The 23781-nt window shown below is 72.7% G+C and carries 21 protein-coding genes; 7 read left to right on the top strand and 14 right to left on the bottom strand.

Features of this window, described 5'->3' with window-relative positions:
• Window positions 1-50: 50 nt before the first annotated feature.
• Complete coding sequence (locus HAV39_RS39475; RefSeq protein WP_191844210.1) at window positions 51-899, top strand: 3-hydroxyacyl-CoA dehydrogenase family protein; 849 nt, start codon at window positions 51-53, stop codon at window positions 897-899.
• Window positions 900-1022: 123 nt separating this feature from the next.
• Here the strand turns inward: HAV39_RS39475 and HAV39_RS39480 are convergent, their stop codons facing one another.
• A complete protein-coding gene (locus HAV39_RS39480) occupies window positions 1023-1883 on the bottom strand; it encodes an ABC transporter permease (RefSeq protein ID WP_239120237.1) in 861 nt (286 codons plus the stop codon).
• Window positions 1880-2743, bottom strand: coding sequence for an ABC transporter ATP-binding protein (locus HAV39_RS39485; RefSeq protein WP_239120239.1), 864 nt, complete (start codon window positions 2741-2743; stop codon window positions 1880-1882). The genes HAV39_RS39480 and HAV39_RS39485 overlap by 4 nt, the downstream gene beginning before the upstream one ends.
• Window positions 2744-2870: 127 nt before the next feature.
• Between HAV39_RS39485 and HAV39_RS39490 the strand changes: the two genes are divergently transcribed.
• The gene (locus HAV39_RS39490) at window positions 2871-4865 is read left to right on the top strand and encodes a protein meaA (protein ID WP_191844212.1); all 1995 of its coding nucleotides are present in this window, start codon (window positions 2871-2873) and stop codon (window positions 4863-4865) included.
• On the opposite strand, the gene HAV39_RS39495 is transcribed toward HAV39_RS39490, so the two are convergent.
• The 5 genes from HAV39_RS39495 to HAV39_RS39515 all read right to left on the bottom strand — a co-directional run bounded on the left by HAV39_RS39495 (window position 4862) and on the right by HAV39_RS39515 (window position 10190).
• Window positions 4862-5518, bottom strand: a complete 657-nt coding sequence (locus tag HAV39_RS39495; protein WP_191844213.1) for a hypothetical protein — start codon at window positions 5516-5518, stop codon at window positions 4862-4864. The genes HAV39_RS39490 and HAV39_RS39495 overlap by 4 nt on opposite strands.
• A complete protein-coding gene (locus HAV39_RS39500) occupies window positions 5515-8223 on the bottom strand; it encodes an FtsK/SpoIIIE domain-containing protein (protein WP_239120241.1) in 2709 nt (902 codons plus the stop codon). Before HAV39_RS39500 ends, HAV39_RS39495 begins: the two co-directional genes overlap by 4 nt.
• Complete coding sequence (locus tag HAV39_RS39505; RefSeq protein ID WP_191844214.1) at window positions 8216-9226, bottom strand: hypothetical protein; 1011 nt, start codon at window positions 9224-9226, stop codon at window positions 8216-8218. Before HAV39_RS39505 ends, HAV39_RS39500 begins: the two co-directional genes overlap by 8 nt.
• Before the next feature lie 8 nt (window positions 9227-9234).
• Complete coding sequence (locus HAV39_RS39510; protein ID WP_120318357.1) at window positions 9235-9495, bottom strand: hypothetical protein; 261 nt, start codon at window positions 9493-9495, stop codon at window positions 9235-9237.
• Window positions 9496-9587: 92 nt separating this feature from the next.
• The gene (locus HAV39_RS39515; RefSeq protein ID WP_191844215.1) at window positions 9588-10190 is read right to left on the bottom strand and encodes a DUF4126 domain-containing protein; all 603 of its coding nucleotides are present in this window, start codon (window positions 10188-10190) and stop codon (window positions 9588-9590) included.
• Between the two features lie 71 nt (window positions 10191-10261).
• Here HAV39_RS39515 and nucS point away from each other — a divergent pair, with 71 nt between their 5' ends.
• On the top strand, window positions 10262-10921 hold the full coding sequence (nucS, locus tag HAV39_RS39520) for an endonuclease NucS (RefSeq protein ID WP_155390215.1): 660 nt from the start codon (window positions 10262-10264) through the stop codon (window positions 10919-10921).
• A gap of 106 nt (window positions 10922-11027) precedes the next feature.
• Here the strand turns inward: nucS and HAV39_RS39525 are convergent, their stop codons facing one another.
• The 5 genes from HAV39_RS39525 to HAV39_RS39545 form a co-directional block, all read right to left on the bottom strand.
• Entirely contained in the window at window positions 11028-11615 is a 588-nt protein-coding gene (locus tag HAV39_RS39525; RefSeq protein WP_191844216.1) for an acyl-CoA-like ligand-binding transcription factor, read from the bottom strand.
• Window positions 11593-13116 (bottom strand): DHA2 family efflux MFS transporter permease subunit, encoded by a 1524-nt coding sequence (locus HAV39_RS39530; RefSeq protein ID WP_191844217.1) that lies wholly within the window; start codon window positions 13114-13116, stop codon window positions 11593-11595. Before HAV39_RS39530 ends, HAV39_RS39525 begins: the two co-directional genes overlap by 23 nt.
• 112 nt (window positions 13117-13228) lie before the next feature.
• Complete coding sequence (locus tag HAV39_RS39535) at window positions 13229-14728, bottom strand: aldehyde dehydrogenase family protein (RefSeq protein ID WP_239120243.1); 1500 nt, start codon at window positions 14726-14728, stop codon at window positions 13229-13231.
• A gap of 41 nt (window positions 14729-14769) precedes the next feature.
• Window positions 14770-15453, bottom strand: a complete 684-nt coding sequence (locus HAV39_RS39540; RefSeq protein WP_191844218.1) for an SDR family NAD(P)-dependent oxidoreductase — start codon at window positions 15451-15453, stop codon at window positions 14770-14772.
• Between the two features lie 129 nt (window positions 15454-15582).
• Window positions 15583-16659 (bottom strand): RNA ligase (ATP), encoded by a 1077-nt coding sequence (locus tag HAV39_RS39545; RefSeq protein WP_191844219.1) that lies wholly within the window; start codon window positions 16657-16659, stop codon window positions 15583-15585.
• Between the two features lie 132 nt (window positions 16660-16791).
• On the opposite strand from HAV39_RS39545, the gene HAV39_RS39550 reads away from it, so the two are divergent.
• The 4 genes from HAV39_RS39550 (at window position 16792) to HAV39_RS39565 (ending at window position 21009) form a co-directional block, all read left to right on the top strand.
• Window positions 16792-17691: an alpha/beta fold hydrolase gene (locus HAV39_RS39550; protein ID WP_191844220.1), complete on the top strand. Its 900-nt coding sequence runs from the start codon at window positions 16792-16794 to the stop codon at window positions 17689-17691.
• A gap of 233 nt (window positions 17692-17924) precedes the next feature.
• Entirely contained in the window at window positions 17925-19718 is a 1794-nt protein-coding gene (locus tag HAV39_RS39555) for a 3-hydroxyacyl-CoA dehydrogenase family protein (RefSeq protein ID WP_373311611.1), read from the top strand.
• Window positions 19719-19836: 118 nt separating this feature from the next.
• Window positions 19837-20163, top strand: a complete 327-nt coding sequence (locus tag HAV39_RS39560) for a hypothetical protein (RefSeq protein WP_373311612.1) — start codon at window positions 19837-19839, stop codon at window positions 20161-20163.
• A 66-nt stretch (window positions 20164-20229) separates the two neighbouring features.
• Window positions 20230-21009: an alpha/beta hydrolase gene (locus HAV39_RS39565; RefSeq protein WP_191844221.1), complete on the top strand. Its 780-nt coding sequence runs from the start codon at window positions 20230-20232 to the stop codon at window positions 21007-21009.
• Between the two features lie 82 nt (window positions 21010-21091).
• On the opposite strand, the gene HAV39_RS39570 is transcribed toward HAV39_RS39565, so the two are convergent.
• Complete coding sequence (locus tag HAV39_RS39570) at window positions 21092-22354, bottom strand: coiled-coil domain-containing protein (protein ID WP_191844222.1); 1263 nt, start codon at window positions 22352-22354, stop codon at window positions 21092-21094.
• Between the two features lie 78 nt (window positions 22355-22432).
• Window positions 22433-23665: a coiled-coil domain-containing protein gene (locus tag HAV39_RS39575; RefSeq protein WP_191844223.1), complete on the bottom strand. Its 1233-nt coding sequence runs from the start codon at window positions 23663-23665 to the stop codon at window positions 22433-22435.
• Window positions 23666-23781: the final 116 nt, after the last annotated feature.

Raw genomic sequence — 23781 nt, forward strand, 5'->3', positions numbered from 1 at the left:
ACCGGCCGCCGGACGACACCGGATCATGTTCCCCAGTGGGAGGCAGTGCAATGGCAGGGAAGCTCGCGGTCATCGGGGCGGGACTCATGGGCGCCGGCATCGCCCAGGTGGCGGCGCAGGCCGGTTGGCAGGTCACGCTGCGCGACCTCGACGACGCGGCCACCGGGCGCGGCCTGGACGGCATCCGCACCTCGCTGGGCCGGTTCGCGACCAAGGGCACCATCACCGAACAGGACGCCCAGGACGCGCTGGCACGTATCACCACCACCACGGACCTTGAGGCCGCGGCCGAGGCTGACATCGTGATCGAAGCGGTCTTCGAGAAGCTGGAGATCAAGCAGGAGGTCTTCCGGGCGCTGGACCGCATCTGCAAGCCGGACGCGGTGCTCGGCACCAACACCTCCGCCATCCCGATCACTCAGATCGCCGCCGCCACCTCCCGGCCCGAGATGGTCGTGGGCACCCACTTCTTCTCCCCGGTGCCGATGATGAAGCTCTGCGAGCTGGTCCGCGGCCACCGCACCAGCGACGAGACGCTGGCCACCGCGCGGGCGTTCGCCGAGGGCATCGGCAAGACCTGCATCGTGGTGAACCGCGACATCGCGGGCTTCGTCACCACCCGCCTGATCGCGGCGCTGGTCGTGGAGGCGGTCAAGCTGGTCGAGTCCGGCGTGTGCACGCCCGAGGACCTCGACACGGCCTGCAAGCTGGGCTTCGGCCACGCCATGGGCCCGCTGGCCACCACCGACCTGACCGGCGTGGACATCCTGGCGCACGCGGCGCGCAACATCTACACCGACACCGCCGACCCGAAGTTCTTCCCGCCGGAGTTGCTCCAGCGCATGGTCACGGCCGGCGAGCTGGGCCGCAAGAGCGGCAAGGGCTTCTACACGTACTGAGCACTCCGCTTCCGCGCGCTTCACCACGCCGCGCGCCGCGGCCCTGTTTTACATAGACGCTGGCCTATTACATCGAGTATTTGTAGATCGGAGTCGATGTAATAGGCCAGCGTCAATATTCGGTCAGCCCTCGCGCTTGGTCGTCCAGCGGAAGCCGACCAGGCACAGGATCAGGCCGCCGACACACCAGGCGGCGAGCACCAGAGCGACCCGGCCCAGCTCGTACGAGCCGGTGACCTCCTGGGCCGCGAACGACTCGGGCAGGAACACGCTGCGCAGTCCCTGGCACATCCACTTGAGCGGGAACAGCGCGGCGAACTGCTGCATCCAGTGCGGCAGGGCGTTGTACTGGAAGAACACGCCCGAGGTGAACTGGAGGATCAGCGCGATCGGGGTGACCACGGCCGGCCCGGCCCGGCCGCTCTTCGCGACGCCCGAGAAGGCGATGCCGCACAGGGTGCAGGCGACCAGACCGAGCACGCTGACCCACCCGAAGGTGAACCACTTCTGCCCGGTGTCGGGCAGGTTGATGTCGTAGAAGGCCACCGCGACGCCGAGCAGCAGGACGACGGCGATGAACGCGAGCGCCGCCACGCACAGGATCTTGCCGGCGAAGTACACCCACTTCGGCATCGGCGTGCCGCGGTAGCGCTTGAGCACACCCCGGTCGCGCTCGATGGGGATGGTGATGGCCAGGTTCTGGAAGCCGGTGGCCATGATGCCCGAGGCGATCATGCCGGTGACGAAGTACTGCGACAGGGTCACCGCGGGGATCTCGCCCGGCGGGGTGATGACGACGTTGGCGAAGATCGACCCGAAGATCAGCATCAGCATGACGGGGAAGAGCAGCGTGAAGACCAGGGACTCCCGGGTACGCACGAACTGCTTGAACTCGATCCCGCCCTGCGCCAGGGCCAGGCTCAGCCCGCTCGCCTGCCGCACGGGCGGCTGCGCCGTCTCCCGCTCCGTGGTCTGTGCGCTCACGACGCCTCCTGCCCGTTCTCGCCGATCATCTTCAGGTAGACGTCCTCCAGCGTGGGCCGGGTGACGGTCAGCTCCGGCACCTCGCCGCCGAACGAGGCGGCCAGCCGCTGCACCACCTCGGTGGGCCGGTCGGTCTCCTCGCTGCGCGGCCCGCCCTCGTCGCGCCAGCTCACCGTGGCCGTGGCCAGGTGCCGCCCGCCCAGCTCGGCCGGGGTCGACACGGCGATCATGGCGCCGCGGGCGATCACGCCGACCCGGTCCGCGAGCGCCTCGGCCTCGTCCAGGTAGTGCGTGGTCAGCAGGATGGTCGTGCCGGTGTGCGAGAGCTGGCGGATGAGGTCCCAGAACTCGCGCCGGGCGGCCGGGTCGAAGCCCGTCGTCGGCTCGTCGAGGAACAGCACCTCGGGCTGGTTGACGATGCCCAGTGCCACGTCGAGGCGGCGCTTCTGGCCGCCGGAGAGGGTGTGCGTGCGGGCGTTCGCCTTCTCGGCCAGCCCGACCCGCTCGATGACCTCGTCGGGGTCGGCCGGGTTCGGGTAGAAGCGGGCGAAGTGGCGCACCACCTCGTGCACCTTGAGCTCGTCGAACTCGCCGGTGCCCTGCAGCACGATGCCGACCCGGCGCCGCCAGTCGCGGTCGGCCTTGGCCGGGTCGATGCCGAGCACGGACACGGTGCCGGAGTCCCGGGTGCGGAAGCCCTCCAGGATCTCGACCGTCGTGGTCTTGCCCGCCCCGTTGGGGCCCAGCAGCGCGAACACCTCGCCCGGCGGGACGGCCAGGTCGACCCCCGCGACGGCCACGTTGTCCGCATAGGATTTCCGCAGCCCGGAAACGCTGATCGCCAGCTCTTCGTGAGTCACACCCGGCACCATACGTCAGGGCCGCATCGAGACCGGCCGGTGCTCGGCCGGGCGCGAGCGACGCCACGAACCCCCAGTGAGATTCTTCACCGGCACAAGTTACTGAACGTTCACTTAGCATCGGCGTATGGAGCCACGTCTGCCCGATCGTGACCGTCCCTGGGTCATGCGCACCTACGCCGGTCACTCGAACGCGGCGGCCACCAACGCGCTCTTCCGGCGGAACCTGGCCAAGGGCCAGACCGGCCTGTCCGTCGCCTTCGACCTGCCCACGCAGACCGGCTACGACCCCGACCACGAGCTGGCCGCGGGCGAGGTGGGCCGGGTCGGCGTGCCGGTGGCGCACCTCGGCGACGCGCGGGCCCTGTTCGACGGCATCGACCTCGCCGCCGCGAACACCAGCATGACCATCAACGCCACCGCGATGTGGCTGCTCGCGCTGTACGTCACCGTCGCGCAGGAGCAGGGCGCGGACCCGGCGGCGCTGGCCGGGACCACCCAGAACGACATCATCAAGGAGTACCTGTCGCGCGGGACGTACATCTTCCCGCCCGGCCCGTCGCTGCGGCTGACCACCGACGTCGTCGCGTGGACCGTGGCCAACGCGCCCGCCTGGAACCCGGTCAACATCTGCTCGTACCACCTGCAGGAGGCCGGCGCGACGCCCGTGCAGGAGGTCGGCTTCGCGCTGGCCACCGCCGTCGCGGTGCTGGACCGGGTGCGCGACGGCGGCCAGGTGCCGCCCGAGCGCATGGGCGAGGTCGTGCAGCGGGTGTCGTTCTTCGTCAACTCCGGCGTGCGCTTCGTCGAGGAGATGGCGAAGATGCGCGCGTTCAACCGGCTCTGGGACGAGATCACCCGCGACCGGTACGGCGTCACCGACGCCAAGCAGCGGCGGCTGCGCTACGGCGTACAGGTCAACTCGCTGGGGCTGACCGAGTCGCAGCCGGAGAACAACGTCGCCCGGATCGTGCTGGAGATGCTCGGCGTCACCATGTCCCGCGACGCCCGCGCCCGTGCCGTGCAGCTGCCCGCCTGGAACGAGGCCCTCGGCCTGCCCCGCCCCTGGGACCAGCAGTGGTCCCTGCGCCTGCAGCAGGTCCTGGCGTACGAGTCCGACCTGCTGGAATACCCCGACCTGTTCGCCGGGTCGCACGTGGTCGAGGCGCTGGTCGACGAGATCGCCGACGGGGCCCGCCGGCAGCTCGCCGAGGTGCTGGAACTCGGCGGCGCGGTCGCCGCGGTGGAGGGCGGGCATCTCAAGAGCGCCCTGGTCGCCTCGCTGGCCCGCCGTCGCGGGCGGGTCGAGTCCGGGCAGGACGTGGTGGTCGGCGTCAACCGGTTCGTCGAGACCGAGGCGTCGCCGCTGACCGCGGCGGGTGCGCAGGCCGTCGAGCAGGTCGACCCGGCCGCGGAGAAGGCCGCGATCGACGCCGTGCAGCGCTGGCGGGCGGAACGCGACGGCTCGGCGGCCGCCGACGCGCTCGACCGGCTGCGCGCCGACGCGGCCGGGTCGCGCAACCTGATGGCCGCCACGCTGGAGTGTGTGCGGGCCGGGGTCACCACGGGGGAGTGGGCCGGCGTGCTGCGCGAGGTGTTCGGCGAGTACCGCGCGCCCACCGGGCTGAGCAGCGGCGTGTCCGGCAGTGCGGACGGCTCGCTGGCCCGGGTCCGCGAGCGGGTGCAGGCCACGGCCCGCGAGCTGGCCCGCCCGGCGCTGCGGCTGCTGGTCGGCAAGCCGGGCCTGGACGGGCACTCCAACGGCGCGGAGCAGATCGCCGTACGCGCCCGCGACGCCGGATTCGAGGTCGTCTACCAGGGCATCCGCCTGACCCCCGCGCAGATCGTGGCAGCGGCCGTGCAGGAGGACGTGGACCTGGTCGGCCTGTCCGTGCTGTCCGGCTCGCACCTCAACGCGGTGCCCGCGGTGCTGGCCGGGCTGCGCGCGGCCGGCCTGCCCGACCTGCCGGTAGTCGTCGGCGGCATCATCCCCGAGGACGACGCCGAGGTGCTGCGTGAGGCCGGGGTGGCCCGCGTCTTCACCCCCAAGGACTTCGCCTTGACCGACATCATGGCCGAGCTCGTCACGGTCGTACGCGAACGCCACGGCCTCGGGGGTTAGGCGAGGGTGAGGGCGGTGGTGGCGAGCATGCCGGCCAGGATGGTGAGGGCGATGGCGCCGGGGTCGAGACGCGCGCCGAACCAGCGGTCGGCCAGGTCGCGGGCCGGGAGCAGGCCCGAGAGCGGGGCGCCGAGCAGGATCAGCCAGCCGGCGAGCAGGCCGATCGGGCCCTGGGCCTGCAGGAAGGCCGCGAGCAGGGTGACCACCGCGGAGCAGGCCGCGCCGAGGGCGAACAGCAGCGGGAGGATCAGCGGGGGCAGTTTCTCGCCGCCGCGCCGGGCCCGGTCGATACGGGCGGCCGCGGTCTCCAGCAGGGCGATCGGGTCGGTGGTCGCGGAGGCGGGCTGCTCGGGCAGTGGCAGCGGCGGCGGCACGGGGCCCAGGCGGCGGCCGCGGCGGCCGCGTACCTCCTTCAGTTCGTCCCACAGCGCACCCGCCGCGAGGTCGGTCTGCGCGACGAGCCGCTGCGCGTGCGCCATCCGGGCGCTCGCCGCGATCACCGCGTCGTCGGCGGCGGCGAGGTCGTGTTCGATGGTGGCGATGCCGTCCGCGTGGGACTGCACGGCCGCGGTCAGCGCCGTCTCGTGCCGCCGGGACGCGGCGACCAGGTCGGCGATCAGCGCGCGGTAGCGGACCGTCGGCGGGGAGGTCACGGGGCCACCTCGTACGGGATGATGATCTGCGCGCGGTGATGCACCGCGCGGTCGAAGTGCAGGGCGCGGTTGAGCCGGGGGAACCAGGGCGGGCCGCCGGGCTGCGGGTAGAGGGCGGACAGCTCGGGCCCGTGCACGTCCAGTGCCACCCAGGCTCCGATCGCGTCGAAGCGCGCCCCGGGGCCGCCGAGGTCGTCGCGCAGCCGGGCGACGGTGCGCCACCAGCCGAGCAGGTGGGTGCGCCGCTCCGGCCCCCGGGCCAGCACGGTGCGCAGCAGCTCGTGGCCGCTGGGCAGGCCGGGGCCGGGTCTGGCGGCCAGCTTGGCGGCGACCGCGTCCATGGCGAAGCCGAACACGTAGTGCGGCTGCTCGTCGGTGGCTTCGGCGAGTTCGGCCAGCAGGGCGGTGACACCGTCGGCGTCGTACCAGTCGCAGCGGTGGCGGGCGTCGAGCACCGCGTGCAGCGACTTCGCGGGCGTGGTCGCGTCGGAGTCCAGGCACAGCACGCTGAACCGGGCCGAGCCCGAGGTGTGCTGGCTGCCCAGGGCGTGCCCGGCAGCCAGCAGCACCGCGCAGGCCTCGTCGGCGCGGGTGCCGAGCACGGCCAGGTTGCGGCCGGGCGCGCGGTTCAGCCGCAGCGTGGCGGGGCGGCCCGCGACGTCGATGGTCTCGCCGAGCAGGGCCACCGCGCCCACCGCGGCGGGCAGCTCCGGCGCGGGCGGCGGCGGCAGCAGCGGGAACAGTGGGCGGGAGTCCCCGTCGAACAGCCGTGGCGGTTCGGCTCCCTCGGGCCGGGCCGACCACAGCTGCTCCTGCAGCCCGAGCCAGGTCGCGCGGTCGCCCGCGTCGGGCAGGCGCACGATGGTGTTCGCCGATGGCACGCCCGAGTCGGCGTTGACCACGGCGTGGCAGCGCGGGATCAGCTCGGCGGCCAGGTTCACATCGGACAGGATGCGGCGGGCCTTGGGCAGCGCGATGCGCAGCGTGAACTGCGAGACCAGGCCGGAGCGGCCCCACAGCGCCTCGATGCCGGACACGTCCTGGCTGGCCAGCACCAGGTGGATGCCCTGCGAGCGGCCCCGGCGGGCCAGGTCCTCCAGCAGGTCCACGGCCTCGCTGGTGACCGCGTCGCGCGCGCCCAGCAGCACCTGGAACTCGTCGATGACGGCGACGATGCGCGGCCAGGCACCGGCCGGATCCTCGGCCCGCAGCTCGGCGAGCTTGGTCGCCTCGTGCTGCTTGGCGGCGGCGGCCCGGCGCTTGAGCTCCTCGGCCAGGTGCCGCAGCAGCGCCAGGCCGAACTCCCGGTCGCCGTTGACGTTGACGCCGACCAGCCGCACCTGCGGCAGCCAGCTGGGGTCGCGGGTGCCGGGGGCGAAGCGGGCGAAGGACACGCCCTCCTTGAAGTCCAGCAGGTACAGCGACAGCTCGGCGGGGGAGTAGCGGGTGGCCAGCGCGGCCAGCCAGCAGTAGATCAGGTTCGTCTTGCCCGAGCCGGACGGGCCGCCGATCAGGGCGTGCGGCGGATCGTCGCCGAGCACCAGCTCGACGAGGCGGCCGTCGGTGCCCTCGCCGATCGGCGCGCGCAGCGCCTCGGCCGAGGACTGCCGCCAGATCTCGTCGGGCAGCAGCGCGGCGAACGGCACCGGCGGCGGTCCGGCGGTGGCCTGCTCGGCCAGCGCCCGGCAGACCCCGGTGACCAGGGCCGCGCCGGGCGGGGTGTCCAGCCGCACCGGGATCTCGCCGGTGAGGCTGGTGCGCGCGGTGCCGTTGGCGCGGATCGCGATCGTCTCCACGTCGGTGTCGGCGGTGAGTTCGAAACCCCGGCTGATCAGGTGTACGCCGGCCGCGACGCCGGTCCGGGCGACCCGGTCGAGCTGGGCGCGCTCGGCTTTGGACAGCTCCGCGCCGTTGGGGTCGGCCAGCAGCACGGCCACCCGCCACGGCTCGGGGCGGCGGCCGGTCTCCGCGGCGAGTTCGGCCACGCTCAGGTAGACCCCACCGAGCACGTTCTCGTTGATCCGGCGGATCTGCTCGGCGAGGTCGTCGAGCAGCGGGCCGAGCCCGCCCGGCCCGAGATACGAGATCAGGCCCGCTGGGGCCAGCGGGGCGAGCCCGGCCAGCGCGCCGCCGAGCCGGCCCGGGTCGTACACGCTGATCCGCAGCGAACCGGGCGGCACCGACGCCAGCGCGCGCAGCAGCATGGCGCCGATCAGGGCGTCCACCGCGGCCGTGCCGTCGCCGGACACGCCCAGGTGCGCGGTGTCCAGCAGCGGCACCAGAGCCGGGACGGGCACGTTCGGGGCGGGTTCCTGCACCAGCGAGCCGATCCGCAGCAGTCCGGGGGTGAGCCCGGCCTGCGGCTCGGGGCGCATGCCGGGTCGCCACGACGCCCACGTGCTGCCCGCGGTGCCCGGCGCGGCCGCCTCGGCGAGCCCGAGCAGGCCCCGGCCGAGCTTCGCGGTCTCCCGCTCGCGGCGGGCCCGTGCCTCGGCCAGCGCCGTGTCGCGCGTCGACAGCAGCTCGTCGCGCCGTTTGGGGGCGGACAGCCGGACGGCGTCGAGCTGCGCGAGCGCGGCGGTCCGGGCGGCCGCGGTGGCGGCCAGCGAGGCGCGGGCGGCGTGCCGGGCCGCGGCCAGTTCCCTGCGTACCGCCGCGACGATCCCTCGGCTGGTCGGCGCAGTCGCGGCGTCCTGCTCAGCCACCGCTGCGGCGGCGAGCCGTGGGCTGCGTGACGCGGCCCAGCTCGTCGACGGCGGAGCGGCGGCGGCCGCTGTCGGTGATGCGCAGCGCGGCCCGGTGAGCCTCGGCCCGTTCCGTGGCCCGCTGCTGCGCGGCCCCGGCGGCGGCCCGCTCGGCCTCGATGATCTGGTTCAGCTCGTCGGCTGCCCGGCCGTTGGCCCGCAGGAGCGCGGCGACCAGCAGCGCGGCGGCGGTGGCGGCGTCCACCGGGTGGGTGGGCGCGCGGTCGGCGGTGCGCTGGGGCGAGGTGTGGCAGACCCGCGCCACGATCTCCTCGGCCGCCTCGGCGGGCAGCTGCGGCAGCAGCTCCGCGGGCAGCGGCAGGGCCGCCCGGCGCACCCGGGCCAGGTCCTCCAGCCGCGGCGGGTAGCCGACCAGGTCGGCGGCGAGGTGGCGCAGCAGCGGCGGCGCGGTCGCGGCCAGGCCCAGCCCGACGGCGGGACCCGCCGCGACCAGGTGCCGGTGCAGCCGCCTGCGGTCGCCGTCGTGTGCCGCCTGTACGCAGCGGCGCAGCAGCTCGGCGCTGGACTGCGCGGCGTCGGCGCGGTCGCCGGTGAGCGTGGACGCGGAGAAGGACTCGCCGGTCAGCGCGGCGATCCGCTCACCCCACCAGTCGGCCAGCCGGCAGTCCCCGGAGCCGCTGACCTCGCCGCGCGGGGCCTGCGCGGGCACGGCGGCCTGCCAGCCCTCGTCGTGCCGGGCGTGGGTGTCGACGGGCATGCCCAGCGCCAGCGCGTACTCGTCGAGCCGGTCCTGGGCGACGCGCAACGCGGCGGCGGCGTGGTCCAGGCGTTCGACGGCGCGGCTCAGGTCGGGCACGCTGACGGGGGTCGCGCTGTGGTGCAGCACCCAGGCCAGCAGCCCGGTGGCGCTGCGCAGGCGCTCGGCGGCGGCGGAGACCTGCGGCAGTGGCAGCTCCTCGCGGGCGACACGCAGCTGGTCGGCAAGATCTTGAACGAGGCTCATGCCGCCGCTCACAACGTCGCGACGTACGACTCGGCCTGCTCCACCGCGTGCAGCGTCGCGGTGAGGCACTCCTCGAGTTCCGAGGCGGCCTGGGCGAGTGCGGCCTGCGCGGCGGTGACGGCCTCGTGCCCGGAGCCCTCGACCGCGGTGGCGAGGCTGAGCTGGGCCTCGCCGAGCCGGTCGTTGGCGGAACGGACCGCGTCCTGGCCTTCCTGCACATGCAGCATGGCGGCATCGATGGCGGCTTTGACCTCGGCGACGCTGGCCACGGCACCTCCACGGGGGATCGGATGGAATTCCTCCGCGAGAGTATGACGTTTTAGCCCGTTTGTAACCCTTTCGCCACGCCTGACGACGGTAGCTACTTTTCCGACAGTGCCCTGACCGTGCGCCGCTGCCGCCGCCTTCGGGAAACGGTCACCATCCACCAGACCAGGCCGATCAGGAAGACGACCACCAGGAACGGGATGATGACGGCGACGACCGACAGGCTCGCGCTCGCGCCGTCCTCGACCGTGGACACCACGGGAGCCGCCACGCCGAGCGTCGCCGCGTTCATGACCGGGCGGGCGACCGCCTTCGTGCTGTGCACGGTGAGCGCGATGAGCAGCCCGATCACGATCGGTATCCACAGCTTCTGCGTCCACAGCGCCGACGGGTCGGTGACCGTGACCGTCTCGGAGCCCGAACCCGCGGCGAACGCCATGCCGCCCGCGGTCGGCCGGACCACGGTCTGCACCACGTCGTTGACACTGTCCACCACCGGCACCTTGTCGGCGACGAACTCGATCGCCAGCAGCACCGCGAGGATCAGCAGCACCCACCCGTTGCTCAGCCACGACCAGGCCGAGGGCAGATTGATCAGGTTCGTGTAGCGGTCCAGCATGCCGATCACCAGCAGCGGGATGTACGCATTGAGCCCCGCGGCCGTGGCCAGCCCCGTGCCGGTCAGAAGTTCGAGCACGATCCCAGCATGCCCCGCCCGCGCCACGGACGCGAACGCTACGGCGGATACGCGTCCCTTAGGCTGGTTCGGTGCGTCTCGTCATCGCCCGGTGCACCGTCGACTATGTCGGACGGCTGTCCTCCCACCTCCCCTCCGCCAAACGCCTGCTCATCGTGAAGGCGGACGGTTCGGTCTCGATCCACGCCGACGACCGGGCATACAAGCCGCTGAACTGGATGAGCCCACCCTGCAAGCTGGTCGAGGAACCCGGCGTGTGGCGCGTGGTCAACAAGGCCGGCGAGGAGCTCAGGATCGCCCTCGAAGAGGTCTTCGAGGACACCTCCCACGTCTTCGGCCCCGACCCCGGCCTCCAGAAGGACGGCGTCGAAGCCCACCTCCAGGAACTGCTGGCCGCCGCCCCGCACACCTTCGGCGAGGGCTTCACCCTGGTCCGCCGCGAGTACATGACCGCCATCGGCCCGGTCGACCTCCTCTGCCGCGACGCCGCCAAGGCCCACGTGGCCGTGGAGATCAAACGCCGCGGCGAGATCGACGGCGTCGAGCAGCTGACCCGCTACCTCGAACTCCTCAACAGAGACCCGCTACTGGCCCCCGTAGCCGGCATCTTCGCCGCTCAGGAGATCAAACCCCAGGCCCGAGTCCTCGCCGAAGACCGCGGCATCCGCTGCGTCGTAGTCGACTACGACCGCCTCCGCGGCACCAAAAAAGACGAACTAACCCTCTTCTAACCCCAAGATCGCGACGATCTTGCGCGGCCTGTGGGTACGACACGCCCCAAACGGGCATATCCACGACAGTTCGCGCAAGATCGTCGCGATCTTGGGGTTAGGGGGGCTAGGGGGTGAAGCCTCGGCCGACTTTTTCGAGGGCGTTGTCGACGACTGTGGTGAGGTCGAGGGTGCCGTTGGAGTCGACCCAGGCGAAGAGGGCGGGGAGCATGGCGCCGACGCAGGCGCCGGCCATGATCTGGACCTCGAGGTCGTCGTCGGGGCGGCCGATGCGGGGTGCGATGGCGGTGCTGATCAGCTTGATGTTGCCGATCAGGCCGTCGAGCAGCCGGGCGCGCAGCGCGGGGACCGAGTTCTGCAGACGGCTGCGGAAGAGGATCTTGTCGCGGTCGGCGTCCGGCAGGTTGCTCATCGTGGTGCGTACGGCGTGCCGCAGCGCGTCGATCGGCCCCAGCTCGGCCGGGGCCGCGGCGACGGCGCCGGCCAGCATCGGGTCGTACTCGTCGTCGAGGACGACGTCCTCCTTGGTGGCGAAGTACCGGAAGAACGTGCTGGGGGAGATCTCGGCGGCGGCGGCGATCTGCTCGACCGTGGTGGCGTCGTAGCCCTGCTCGGTGAACAACCGCAGCGCGTGCTCCTGGATCAACCAGCGGGTCTTCTGCTTCTTGCGCTCACGCAACCCCGACGAGCTCATGTGCGGATTCTCCACCATCGCCGGGGTCGGGGCGGCGGGCGGGCAGCAGCAGGGCGGTCAGCGCCGCCCCGACGACCGCGATCGCGGCGCAGCTCCACAGCACCGCGGCCATGCCCGCGACGAACGCGTCGTGCGCGCTCGCGGCCAGCTCCGGCCGGCCCAGCGCGGCCGCCACGGCGTACGCCCCGGCGGCCGAGTCCTGCGCGGTCCGGGTCGCGTCGGCGCCGAGCCCGGCCACGTCGACCCGTCCGGTGTAGACGGCGTTCAGCAGGCTCCCGAGCAGGGCCACACCCAGCGCCCCGGCGGCCTGCCGCATGGTCATGGTCAGCGCGGTGCCGGAGCCGGCCCGCTCCGGGGGCAGCGCGCCCAGCACGGCGTCCATCGCCGGCGCCAGTGCCAGCCCGGTGCCGAAGCCGACGATCGCGCACCAGGCGGCCGTGAAGCCGTACCCGGTGGTGGGTCCGCTGCTCGCGCCGAGCGCCAGCCCGGCCGCGGTGACGACCAGGCCCGCGGTCACCGGCAGCCGGTGGCCGATCCGGACGGACAGCCGGGCCGCGAGCGGCGACGCCACGAACAGCCCGCCGATCAGGGGCAGCAGCCGCACTCCGGTGTCCAGGGCGTCGTAGCCGAACCCGAACGACAGGTACTGCGGCACGACGAAGAGCAGGCCGAACAGGCCGAAGGAGAGGATCGTGGCGGCGACCGCGCCCCACAGGAAGCCGGGGTCGCCGAACAGCCGCAGGTCGATCATCGGGTGCCCGGTGCGCCGCTCCCACCACCCGAACGCGGCCAGCAGCAGCAAACCGCCGGTCAGCGCGGCCAGCACCAGCGGGTCGCCCCAGCCGCGTTCGGGGGCGGCGACGATGCCGTACACCAGGGTCACCAGGCCGGTCGTGGAGAGCAGGCCGCCGGGCAGGTCGGCCGGGCGCGGCTGGGGATCGCGGTTCTCCGGCATGAGCAGCGCCACCGCGATCATGCCGAGCGCCGCGACCGGCACGTTGATCAGGAAGATCGAGCCCCACCAGAAGTGGTCGAGCAGGTAGCCGCCCACGATCGGCCCGAGCGGGATGCCCAGGCCGAGGCCGAGCATCAGCACCGCGACCGCCTTCGGCCGCTCGGCGGGGGCGAACAGCGCGGGCAGCACCGCGACCGCGGTCGGGGTGAGGATCGCCGCGCCGAGGCCCATCAGGGTGCGCGCGACCAGCAGCGCGCCCAGCCCGTCGGCGAACACGGAGATCAGCGAGGCCGCGCCGAGCACCGCCAGCCCGACCAGCAGCAGCCGGCGGCGGCCGTACCGGTCGCCCAGTGCTCCGAAGGGCAGCATCAGACCCGCGAACACCAGCACGTACGCGTTGACGACCCACTGCAGCCCGTCGGTGCCCGCGTCCAGGTCCGTCGCGATCGTGGGCAGCGCGATGTTGAGCACCGTCCCGTCCAGTCCCACCGTGAGCACGCTGAGCACCAGCGCGCCGAGCGCCCACCAGCGCCGACGATCTGACATGACATCGCCTCCAAAATGATAGTCACTAGAAAATGACAGTAGTTATCATAATTATGGAGCGCGAACAGCGAGGCCCCCGGCGGGTGCGCCGGGGGCCTCGTAGTGTCTCGGATCAGCGGTTGCGACCGTGCAGCAGCTTCGTCACGGTGAGCGCCAGCCGGACCGCCGACGGCTTGCGCTCGAAGGTGAGCAGCGCGGGCAGGCTCGGCAGCCGCCGCCGGGCGATGGCCTTGGCCCGGGTGAACTCGCGCAGGCCGTCCGCGCCGTGGATGCGGCCGAAGCCCGACGCGCCGACGCCGCCGAAGGGCAGCGTGGGCAGCACCGCGAACGAGAACGCCGAGTTCACCGCGGTCATGCCGGTGCGCAGCCGGCGCGCGATCGCCATGCCGTGGCGCTTGGAGAACACCGCCGAGCCCAGCCCGTACGCGGAGTCGTTGGCCAGCGTGATCGCTTCCTCGACCGAGGCGACCTTGGTGACCGTGATGGTCGGCCCGAACGTCTCCTCGCGCACCGCGGCCGAGGTCTCCGGCACGTCGACCAGGATGGTCGGCTTGACGTACGCGCCCTGCACCGAGTCGGGGCCGCCGAGCAGGGCGCGGCCGCCGCTGCTCAGGGCGTCGTCGATGTGCCGGGCGATGATGTCGCGCTGGCCGGGCATCGTGATCGGGCCGACCTGCTCGCCGACCGTCAGCTTCTCGGTGCGCGCCACCAGCTTGCCCACGAACGCGTCGTACACCCGCTCGTGCACGTACGCCCGCTCGATGCCGACGCAGGCCTGGCCGGCGTTGAAGTTGGCGCCCCAGGCCGCCGCCTCCGCCGCCGCGTCGAGGTCGGCGTCGTCGGCCACGATCAGCGCGTCCTTGCCGCCGCACTCGATGAGCACCGGGGTCAGCGACTCGGCGCAGGCCGCCATCACCTTGCGGCCGGTCGCCGCCGATCCGGTGAAGGCCAGCTTGTCCACGCCCGACCGGCACAGCGCCGCGCCGGTCTCGCCGGTGCCGTGCACGATCTGCAGCACCGGGTGCTCCGGCACGACCTCGCGGAACGCGTCCACGTAGAACTGGCCGACGGCCGGGGTGTACTCGCTGGGCTTGAACACCACGGCGTTGCCCGCGGCCAGCCCGTACGCGATGGAGCCGAACGGGGTGAAGATGGGGAAGTTCCACGGGCCGATCACGCCGATGACGCCGAACGGCTGGTACTCCAGGTGCGCGGCGTACTCCGACTGCATCAGCGAGCCGCCGACCCGGCGCGGGCCGAGGACCTTGCGGGCGTGCTTGGCGGCCCAGGCGGCGTGGTCGACCGAGACGACGATCTCCAGCAGCGCCTCGTCGACCGGCTTGCCGCCCTCGCGGTGCATCAGCTCGGCCAGCTCCTGGATGCGGTTGACCAGCAGGCTGCGCCAGGCCAGCAACCGCCGGCGGCGCTCGCGCCAGCCCAGCCCGGCCCACCACGCGCCGGCGACGCGGGCCCGCGCGACGGCGGCGGCCACGTCCGCGGCGGAGGCGACGGGCAGGCGGGCCACCTCGTCGCCGGTGGCGGGATTCGTCGAGATCAGCTCGCCGGCCTCGACGACACTCGCGCCGGGCGGCAGGGATGAGGTGGTGGTCACGCGCGCAGTCTAGGCCTACTGGTCAGTAATCCGAAACATCCTCACGCATGGAGGTGGTCCTCGATCAGCCGGGCCGCGATCGCGGCCGGATCGGGGAGCTCGTTGTTCTCGAACAGGTCGAGGAAGCGCTGCTGCCCGGCGAACCGGGCGGACCGGATCGTCTCCTGCATGCCGGTGTCCATCACCCCCGGGTTGACGATCTCCACCCGGATCCGCGGCTCGTCCGCGTACTGCTCGGCCAGGTGCGCGAAGAACTCCTCGCCCCCGCGCTTGGTCGCCGAGTACGCCGACCAGCCGTCGATGATCCGGTGCGCCGCGCCGGAGGAGACGAACATGATCACGGCGCGAGCCGTCGCGGGCAGGGCCGCCAGCAGGGAGTTGGTCAGCAGCATCGGCGCGGTCAGGTTCACCGCGACCGCGTTGGCCAGCTCGTCGGGCTCCAGGTCGCCGATCGGCCCGATCGGGGCGACCACTGCGGCGTTGTGGATCAGCACCACCTCGTCGGCGTCCGCGATCAGCTCGTTCAGCTCGGAGGCGTGCGGCAGGGTGGACGGCTCGGCCAGCTCGCAGTGGCGCAGGATAAGCCGCGGACCGGCGGCGATGCGCTGCGCGTCGGTGAAGCCGCGACCCAGCGCCAGCACCGTGGTCTCCTCGTCGGTCTCGAACTGGTTCAGCAGCGCCTCACCCAGCCCGCGGGACACTCCTGTGATCACGACATAACGCACGCTCACAGGCTAGTCCGTCAACCACCCCGCCCACGCGACCGCCGTCAAAGAACGGCCCACGCCCGGATCTTGGCGGTTTCTCGTCGCTCTGGCGACCAGGAACCGTCAAGATCCGGGACCGTACGGCCGTCACTCGTACTCGGTGCCGCCCTTGCGGGTGAGGTAGGCGGGGGAGACGAGCTTGCCGATGGCGCGGCCGCCGGTCACGGGGCTGTAGCGCTCCGGCAGCGAGCGCACGACCAGGCCCTCGCGCAGGTTCGCGCCCGTGCCGGACACCGTCTCGGTGCCGTCGGCCAGCGCGATCAGCTCCTGCTCGTCGTAGGCGCCCCGGTAGAGCACCGGGACCAGGGGCACCCCGTGCTCGGCGGCGAGCGGCGCGTATTCGTCCAGCGTCAGCCAGCGCACGCCGCCCCCGGCGTCCACGCACACGTCGAACACCGCGTAGCCGGGGCGCACCCCGGCGTTCGCGCCGTACGGCAGGTCCTGCACGCCCCGGCCGAACACCTCGCCGAACACGCCGACCCTGGCCGCGCCGAACACGCCGGCGACCCCGGCCGCGAACGCGGGCACGTCGAACGTGCGGATCGCGCGCCAGTAGAGGTTGTGGCCCGTCTCCTTGATGGCCAGGCGCTGCTTGCCGAAGCCCTTCGAGGACGCGTACACCTCGCCGGTGGCCGCGACGAACGTCATCAGCGTCGCCGAGCCGTGGATCTTCTCAGTGGCGATCACCGGCTCGCCGGCGGTGAACAGGTCCGGGTAGCGGCGGATGTTCTCCACCTCCAGCCAGGGCAGCAGGTCGGCGGCGGGCTCCATGTCCCCGGCCAGGTGCACCGGCACCGGCGGGTGCCACTTGACCACGCCGAGCAGCTCCGCGAAGTCCGTGCCCGCCGCTGCCGCCTGGGCCAGGTCCACGTCGGACAGCGCCTTCGGCAGGCAGACGATGCCCTGGGACAGCTCGCCGCGCAGGCGTACCGCGGTGATGCGGTCCTTGTTCGCGCCCGCCAGCCGACCGGTGAGGCCGAGCTCGGCGATCAGCGGCTCCGGCAGCACGGAGCCTTCGGGCAGGTAGACGGCGTGGTCCCCGGTGCGGAAAGCGCCCTTGGCGACCACCGCGCGCAGCCGTCCCACCTCGGCGAGCTCGAGCGCGTCGGCGTTGGGGTGCGGGTGGATCACCAGCCGTTCCGCGGTGACCTTGAGTGTCGACATGCCGAGCATCGTCCCGGCCCCGCATCCCCCCAGCAACCGACTTAAGCGTCGGCGCGGATTGTGTGGGCGGACACCACTGGCGCGAGGCGTCCAGTGTGGCAGCATCCCGCGCACGGCGTGGGAGGAGCGGAGATGGCTCAGCAGGTGGCATACCGGATGGAGAGCGTGCCCGTACGTGGTGGCGAGCTGCGGGTGGGCGTGTGGGGCCAGGACGGTCCGGTGCTCGTCGCGGTGCACGGCATCACGTCGTCGCACCTGGCCTGGACGCTGATCGGGCCCGAGCTGGGCCGCGACCACCGGGTGGTGGCGGTCGACCTGCGCGGCCGCGGCGGCAGCCGCGACCTGCCCGGCCCCTACGGCATGGCCGAGCACGCCGCCGACATCGCCGCGGTCGTCCGGGCGTACGCCGACGCCGCCGTCCCCCTGATCGGCCACTCGATGGGCGGCTTCGTGGTCGCGGAGACCGCGCGCCGCTTCCCGGAGCTGGTCGAGCGCCTGATCCTGGTCGACGGCGGGGCTCCGCTGCCGCTGCCGCCGGGCATCGACGCGTCGGCCGGCCCGGCCGCGCTGGAGGAGGCGATCGCCACGACGGTGGGCGCCGTCTTCGCCCGGCTGAACATGACCTTCCCGGACCGGGACGCCTACCTGGCGCTGTGGCGGCAACACCCGTCCTTCGGCCCGTGGCCCGAGGGCGCCGACGCGTATCTCGACTACGACCTGGTGGGCGAGGAGCCGCGGATGCGTGCCGCGTGTCGCATGGAGGCCGCGGTCCGCGACGGGCAGGACCTCTACGCGCTGCCGGGCATGGCGCCCGCGCCGCTGCCGCGTCCCGCGGTGTTCCTGCGCGCCCCGCGCGGCATGTTCGACGATCCGGACGCCCCGCTCTACACCCCGGGCCGGGCGAGCGAGTGGCTGCCGGGCGCGGCTGAGTCCGACGTGCCGGATGTGAACCACTACACGATCACGCTGGGCCGCGAGGGCGCGGCGGCCGTGGCCGCCGCCGTCCGGGCGGGCACCCGCCAGCCACGCTGACCTGCGCGGCGACGGCATCCGTCCGCCTGCTCGCCGCCGGGGCCGTCAAGAAGGGCACCTGCCACAACGCATAGCGATGTGCCGAGCTGCTGCTCGTCTCGCTGCCGCGAGCCGACGATGCCCTTCCTTTCGCTTGTGCACGAGTGGCTATGTTCACTTTCGGCACACGATGTGGGAACGCGGGCCCCATGGCAGACTCCCGAGTAGCCTTAGCGATCGTTTGGGAGATGGGGATGGGCACTGTGGCTCGCGAAATCAACACGGTGGGCGTGGTCGGCCTCGGCACCATGGGCGCCGGCATCGTCGAGGTATTCGCGCGCAACGGCCTGAACGTCGTGGCCGTCGAGATCAGCGAGGGCGCGCTGGAGCGGGGCCGGGCCAACCTCTCCGGCTCGACCGACCGGGCCGTGGCCAAGGGCAAGCTGTCCGAGCAGGACCGCGACGCGCTGCACGCCCGGGTCGACTTCCAGGTCGGGCTGGCCGCGCTGCACAGCGTCGACTTCGTGATCGAGGCCGTGCCCGAGCACCTGGACCTCAAGCAGGCGATCTTCGCCGAGCTGGACAAGGTCTGCCCGCCGCACGCCATCCTGGCCACCAACACCAGCTCGCTGTCCGTCACCGAGATCTCCGTGGCCACCCACCGGCCCAACCAGGTCATCGGCGTGCACTTCTTCAACCCCGCGCCGGTGATGAAGCTGGTCGAGATCATCCGTACCGTGGTGACCGCGCCGGAGGTCGTCGCCGACGTGGAGGCGCTGTGCGCCCGCCTCGGCAAGACCGACGTGACCATCAGCGACCGGGCCGGGTTCATCGCCAACGCGCTGCTGTTCGGCTACCTGAACCACGCCGTGACGATGTTCGAGAACCACTACGCCACCCGTGAGGACATCGACGCGGCCATGAAGCTGGGCTGCGGCCTGCCCATGGGCCCGCTCGCGCTGATGGACCTGATCGGCCTGGACACGGCGTACGAGATCCTGGACACCATGTACCGCCGCGGCGGCCGCGACCGCCGCCACGCCCCGGCGCCGCTGCTCAAGCAGATGGTCACCGCGGGCCTGCTGGGCCGCAAGACCGGCCGCGGCTTCTACACCTACGAGAAGCAGGGCTCGCCGGTCGTCGTCGCCGACGAGCTGACCCCGGCCGCCGGAGCGCACGAGGCCAGCCCGCGCCCGATCGGCACCGTCGGCGTGGTCGGCTCGGGCACCATGGCCACCGGCATCATCGAGGTCTTCGCCAAGGCCGGGTACGACGTGCTGAGCGTGACCCGGGGCGCGGAGAAGTCCGCCAAGGTCTGCGAGTCGGTCAAGACCTCGCTGAACAAGGGCGTGGTGCGCGGCAAGCTCACCGAGGCGGAGCGCGACGCCGCCATCGGCCGGATCACCTGGTCCACCAACCTGGACCACCTGGCCGACGTGGACATGGTCGTCGAGGCCGTCGTCGAGGAGCTGAGCGTCAAGAAGGCGCTGTTCGCCAGCCTCGACGAGATCTGCAAGCCCGGCACCGTGCTGGCCACCACCACGTCGAGCCTGCCGGTCGTGGAGTGCGCGATGGCCACCCACCGCCCCGCGGACGTGGTCGGCCTGCACTTCTTCAACCCCGCCCAGGTGATGCCGCTGATCGAGGTGGTCGCCACCATCCGTACCAGCGCCGCGACCCTGGCCACCGCCGACGCGGTGGTGTCGAGCCTCGGCAAGACCGCCGTGGACTGCGCCGACCGGGCGGGCTTCATCGTCAACGCCCTGCTGTTCCCGTACCTCAACGACGCGGTGAAGATGCTGGAGGCCAGCTACGCCACCGCCGACGACATCGACGCGGCCATGAAGCTCGGCTGCGGCTACCCCATGGGCCCCTTCGAGCTGCTCGACGTGGTCGGCCTCGACGTCTCCCTCGCCATCCAGCGCGAGCTCTACCTCGAACTCCGCGAGCCCGGCTTCTCCCCGGCCCCCCTCCTGGAGCACCTCGTCACCGCCGGCTACCTCGGCCGCAAAACGGGCCGCGGCTTCCGCGACCACACCCACCGCTGACCTGCTCCACCGCGACGATCTTGCGCGAACTGCGGGGATGACACGCCCTAATCGGGCATATCCCTAACAGTTCGCGCAAGATCGTCGGGTCTGGTGGGGTGCGCCGTATCTTGGGGACATGAGTCCGCGTCGTAACAACAAGAAGGATCGCCCGGAGCGCGATCTCGATGAGGCCATGTCGCGACGCGGGGTGGAGTACGTCCATGACGATCCGGACGGGGAGTTCACCGTCCGGCACCTGAGCGGCGAGAGGTCGGACAAGACCTACAAGTGCCCGGGGTGCCACCAGGACATCCGGCCCGGCGTGCCGCACGTGGTCGCCTGGCCGTCGCAGGGCTGGGGCGACGCGGGCGACCGCAGGCACTGGCACAGCAGCTGCTGGGGGAGCCGCCACCAGCGCAAACCCAACGTCGAACGGTCGCGCAACGCACCCCGTTACGGCTGAGCGGCCTGGTGTGATCACCGCGACGTCAGGGGGCAGGGCGGACCGTCGCGCGGGCAGACTGTAGGCGTGACCGCGATCCGTGCCAACTCGATCCTGCCCGCCCGGCGGCAGGACATCGAACTGCATACCGCCGACGGGTTGACGCTGGTCGGGGAGCTGGCGCTCCCCGCCGACCGCGACCCGGTCGCCACCCTGATCTGCCTGCACCCGCTGCCGACGCACGGCGGCATGATGGACAGCCACGTGTACCGCAAGGCCGCCTGGCGGCTGCCCGCGCTGGCCGGGATCGCGGTGCTGCGTTTCAACAGCCGCGGCACGTCCAGCGTGCGCGGCACCAGCGAGGGCGCCTTCGACCACGCGGTCGGCGAGCGCTTCGACGTCGCCGCCGCGATCGAGTACGCCGAGTTCCACGAGCTGCCGAACCTGTGGCTGGTCGGCTGGTCCTTCGGCACGGACCTGGCCCTCAAGTACGGCTGCGACCCGGCGATCGCCGGTGCGATCCTGCTGTCCCCGCCGCTGCGCTTCTCCCAGCCCGAAGACCTGGCGGTATGGGCCGACTCCGGCCGCCCGGTGACCGCGCTCGTGCCCGAGCACGACGACTACCTGCGCCCGGCCGAGGCGAGGGAGCGCTTCGCCGCGATCCCGCACGCCGAGGTCGTCGGTGTGCCCGGCGCGAAGCACCTGTGGGTCGGCGACGCCGAGACGGTGCTGGACGAGATCGTCCGCCGGGTCGCCCCCGCGATCGAGGTCCCGCTCCCCAAGGACTGGCCCGGCCCCATGGAGTACGGCGACGCCAGCGCGTACGCCGACCGCACCGTCGCCGCCTTCGCCGACAAGCCGGTCTGACCGCGGCACCGCCGCCGACCGCGGCCGGGTACGAAAAAAGCCGCTGTGCGTCCTGGGACGCGCAGCGGCTTCTTCGTGACTGTTACCGGCTGGAGGCCTCGGCGTCGCTGCTGCGCCCGTCCAGGCTGATGGTGGGCTCGTTGCCGGCCAGCATGATGGTGGGCTCGTCCCCGGCCTGCGGCTCGACCGGCTGTGCGGGCTGCGGCGGGCCGGACGGGGCGGGCGCTGCCTGAGCAGCGGGCGGCGCGGGCACGGACAGGGTCTGCGTCGGCGGCTCCTCGTCGGGACGCGACGCCTCGGCGCGCCGGCGCTCGGCCTGCTCGGCGTCGCGCTGCGCCGTGGCCAGCCGCTCCAGCTCGACGTGCAGCTGCTGCTTCAGCTCGGTCAGCCGGTGCTCCACCTGCGTGATGTCGGCCCGCATCGCCACCAGCTGCGCCTGGCCGTCCTCGTACTGCTGCTTGGCGGTGTCGGCGGCGGCCTGCTCGGCGGCGGCCCGGCCGCGGGCGAGCGCCACCTCCTGCTCGGCCTGGTCCGTGCGCTGGGTCGCCTGGGCTTCCACCTCGGACAGTTTGGCCGCGGCCGCGGCGGTCGCCTCGGCGAGCTGCTGCTCGGCCTGGGCGGCGGCGGCGGCCAGGCGCTGCTCGGCCTCCGTGGCGGCGGCCGCGAGCTGCTGCTCGGCCTGGGCGCGACTGTCCGCCGCGTGGCGCTCGGACTCGGCGCGCGCCGCGGCGATCTCCTTGTCGGCCTGGATGCGCCGGGAGGCGGCCTCCTGCGCCGCGGCGGTGCGCAGGCCCTGCGCCTCGACCTGGGCGTGCGCCAGCAGCTCGCGCGCCTCGGTGCGCAGGCGCTGCGTCTCGTCCATCAGTTCGACGCGGTGGCGCTCCTCGGCCTTGCGCTCCTCGGCGCGGCGGGAGGCCAGCGCCAGGTCGAAGTCGCGGGACGCGGTGGCGGCCCGCTCGCGGGCGTCGGTGAGCAGACGCTCGGCCTCGGCGCGCTGGTCGGCGATCTCCTGGGCGGCACCGTTGCGAAGGTCGTCGGCCTGGTCCTCGGCGAGCGAGAGGATCTGCTCGACCCGCGCGCCCAGGTGCCGGAAGGAGACCCGGGACGGCACGGCGCGGCGGGCGGCGTCGGCGAGCTCCAGCTGGAGCTGCTGCACCTGGCCGGCCAGCGCCTGCAGCTGCGAGATGGCCTGGTCACGTTCGGCGGCCAGAGTCGCCAGTTCGGACTCGACCTGGACGACGTATCGGTTCACCTGCTTCTTGTCGAAGCCCTTGAGGGATGTATCGAAGCTTGGTTCCGATGAGACGCCCTCACCGAGCGCGAACAGGTCTCCGCCGTGCGACATGCGGTCCATCTTCACATAAAGAGTCACGCCGCGCCCGACAGGTGCCGGGCGCGGCGTGATCAGATGTGGATCGGGTCGTTATTCGGCCTTCTCGGCCTTCGGCTTCTCCTCGGCCGCCGGAGCGGGCGCGGGGGCGCCGACGCCGGGCACGATGCCGGCCAGGCCGGACAGCATCTGGCCGAGCTGCGCGGTGACCGCGTTCTTCTGGCGGGTGAGGTCGTCGACCTCGCGACGGGCGGCCGTGGTGGTCAGCTCCGCCTCGTTGCGGGCCTCGGACACCAGGCGGTGCGCCTCGGCCTTGGCCTCGTTGACGGCCTTCTCCGCGGCGACGCGGGCCTTCTCGGTCGTCTCGACGGCGGTGCGCTCGGACTCGACCCGGCGCGCCTCGGCGCGCTGCTCGATCTCCTTGGCCCGGTCCTCGGCGGCGCGGGCGCGCTCCTCGGCCTCGCCGACCAGCTTCTGCGTGGCGGCGACGGCGGAGGAGTGGCGCTGCGACTCCTCGCGCTCGGACTTCTCGCGGCGCTCGGCCAGCTCGAGCTGCAGGGCCTGCAGGTCCTTGTCGCGCTTGTCCCGGGCGTCGGCCAGCATCTTGGAGGCCTCGGCGCGCTTCTCCTCCGCCTCGCGGGCGGCCTTGGCGCGCAGCTGGGTGATCTCCCGCTCGGCGGTGGCGCGCAGCGTCGCGACCTCGCGCTCGACGGTGGCCTTGAGCTCGGCCACCTCGTGCGAGGTGGCGGTGCGCAGCTGCTTGGTCTCGCGGTCGGCGTCGGCGCGCAGCGTGTCGGCCTCGCGGCGGGCCTGCACCCGGACCTCGGCGGCCTCGCGCTCGGCGGCGGTGCGCAGGTTGCCGGCCTCGCGCTCGGCGGTCGCCTTCATGGCGGCAGCCTCGGCACGCGCCTTGTCGGTGATCTCGCGGGCCTCGAGGCGGGCCGCGGACAGGATGCCCTCGGACTCGCGCTTGGACTCGCCGCGGTGGTCGTTGGCCTGCTCCTCGGCGAGGCGCAGGATCTGCTCCACGCGGGTGCCGAGGCCGGACAGGGTCGGACGGCTGTTCTCTTCCAGCTGCTTGCTCGTGTCGGTCAGCTTCTGCTCGACCGAGTTGAGGCGCTGCTCAGCCTGGCGCAGACGACGCTGGGCGTCGTTCATGCGCTGCTCGGCCTCCGCACGTGCCTGCTCCGACTGGGCAAGCTGAGCGTTCAGACGACCGACAAACGCGTTTACCTGCTCGCGGTCGAAACCGCGCAGGACGACTGTGAAGTCTTGTTGGGTATTCGCGCCATCGAAGAACGCGACGGAGGAGGGCTGCTGGGACATTGGCACATACTCGCAGATGACCCCGGGTGTCGCGCAAGGGCGTGGGGGTACTTTCGCCCACCGGATGTGGGCCGATGGCACGAAGGTGCCGGTGACCATAACGGATGGAAGATCCA

It is taken from the genome of Catellatospora chokoriensis, assembly GCF_011297315.1.
In the GTDB taxonomy this organism is placed as follows: Bacteria; Actinomycetota; Actinomycetes; order Mycobacteriales; family Micromonosporaceae; genus Catellatospora; species Catellatospora citrea.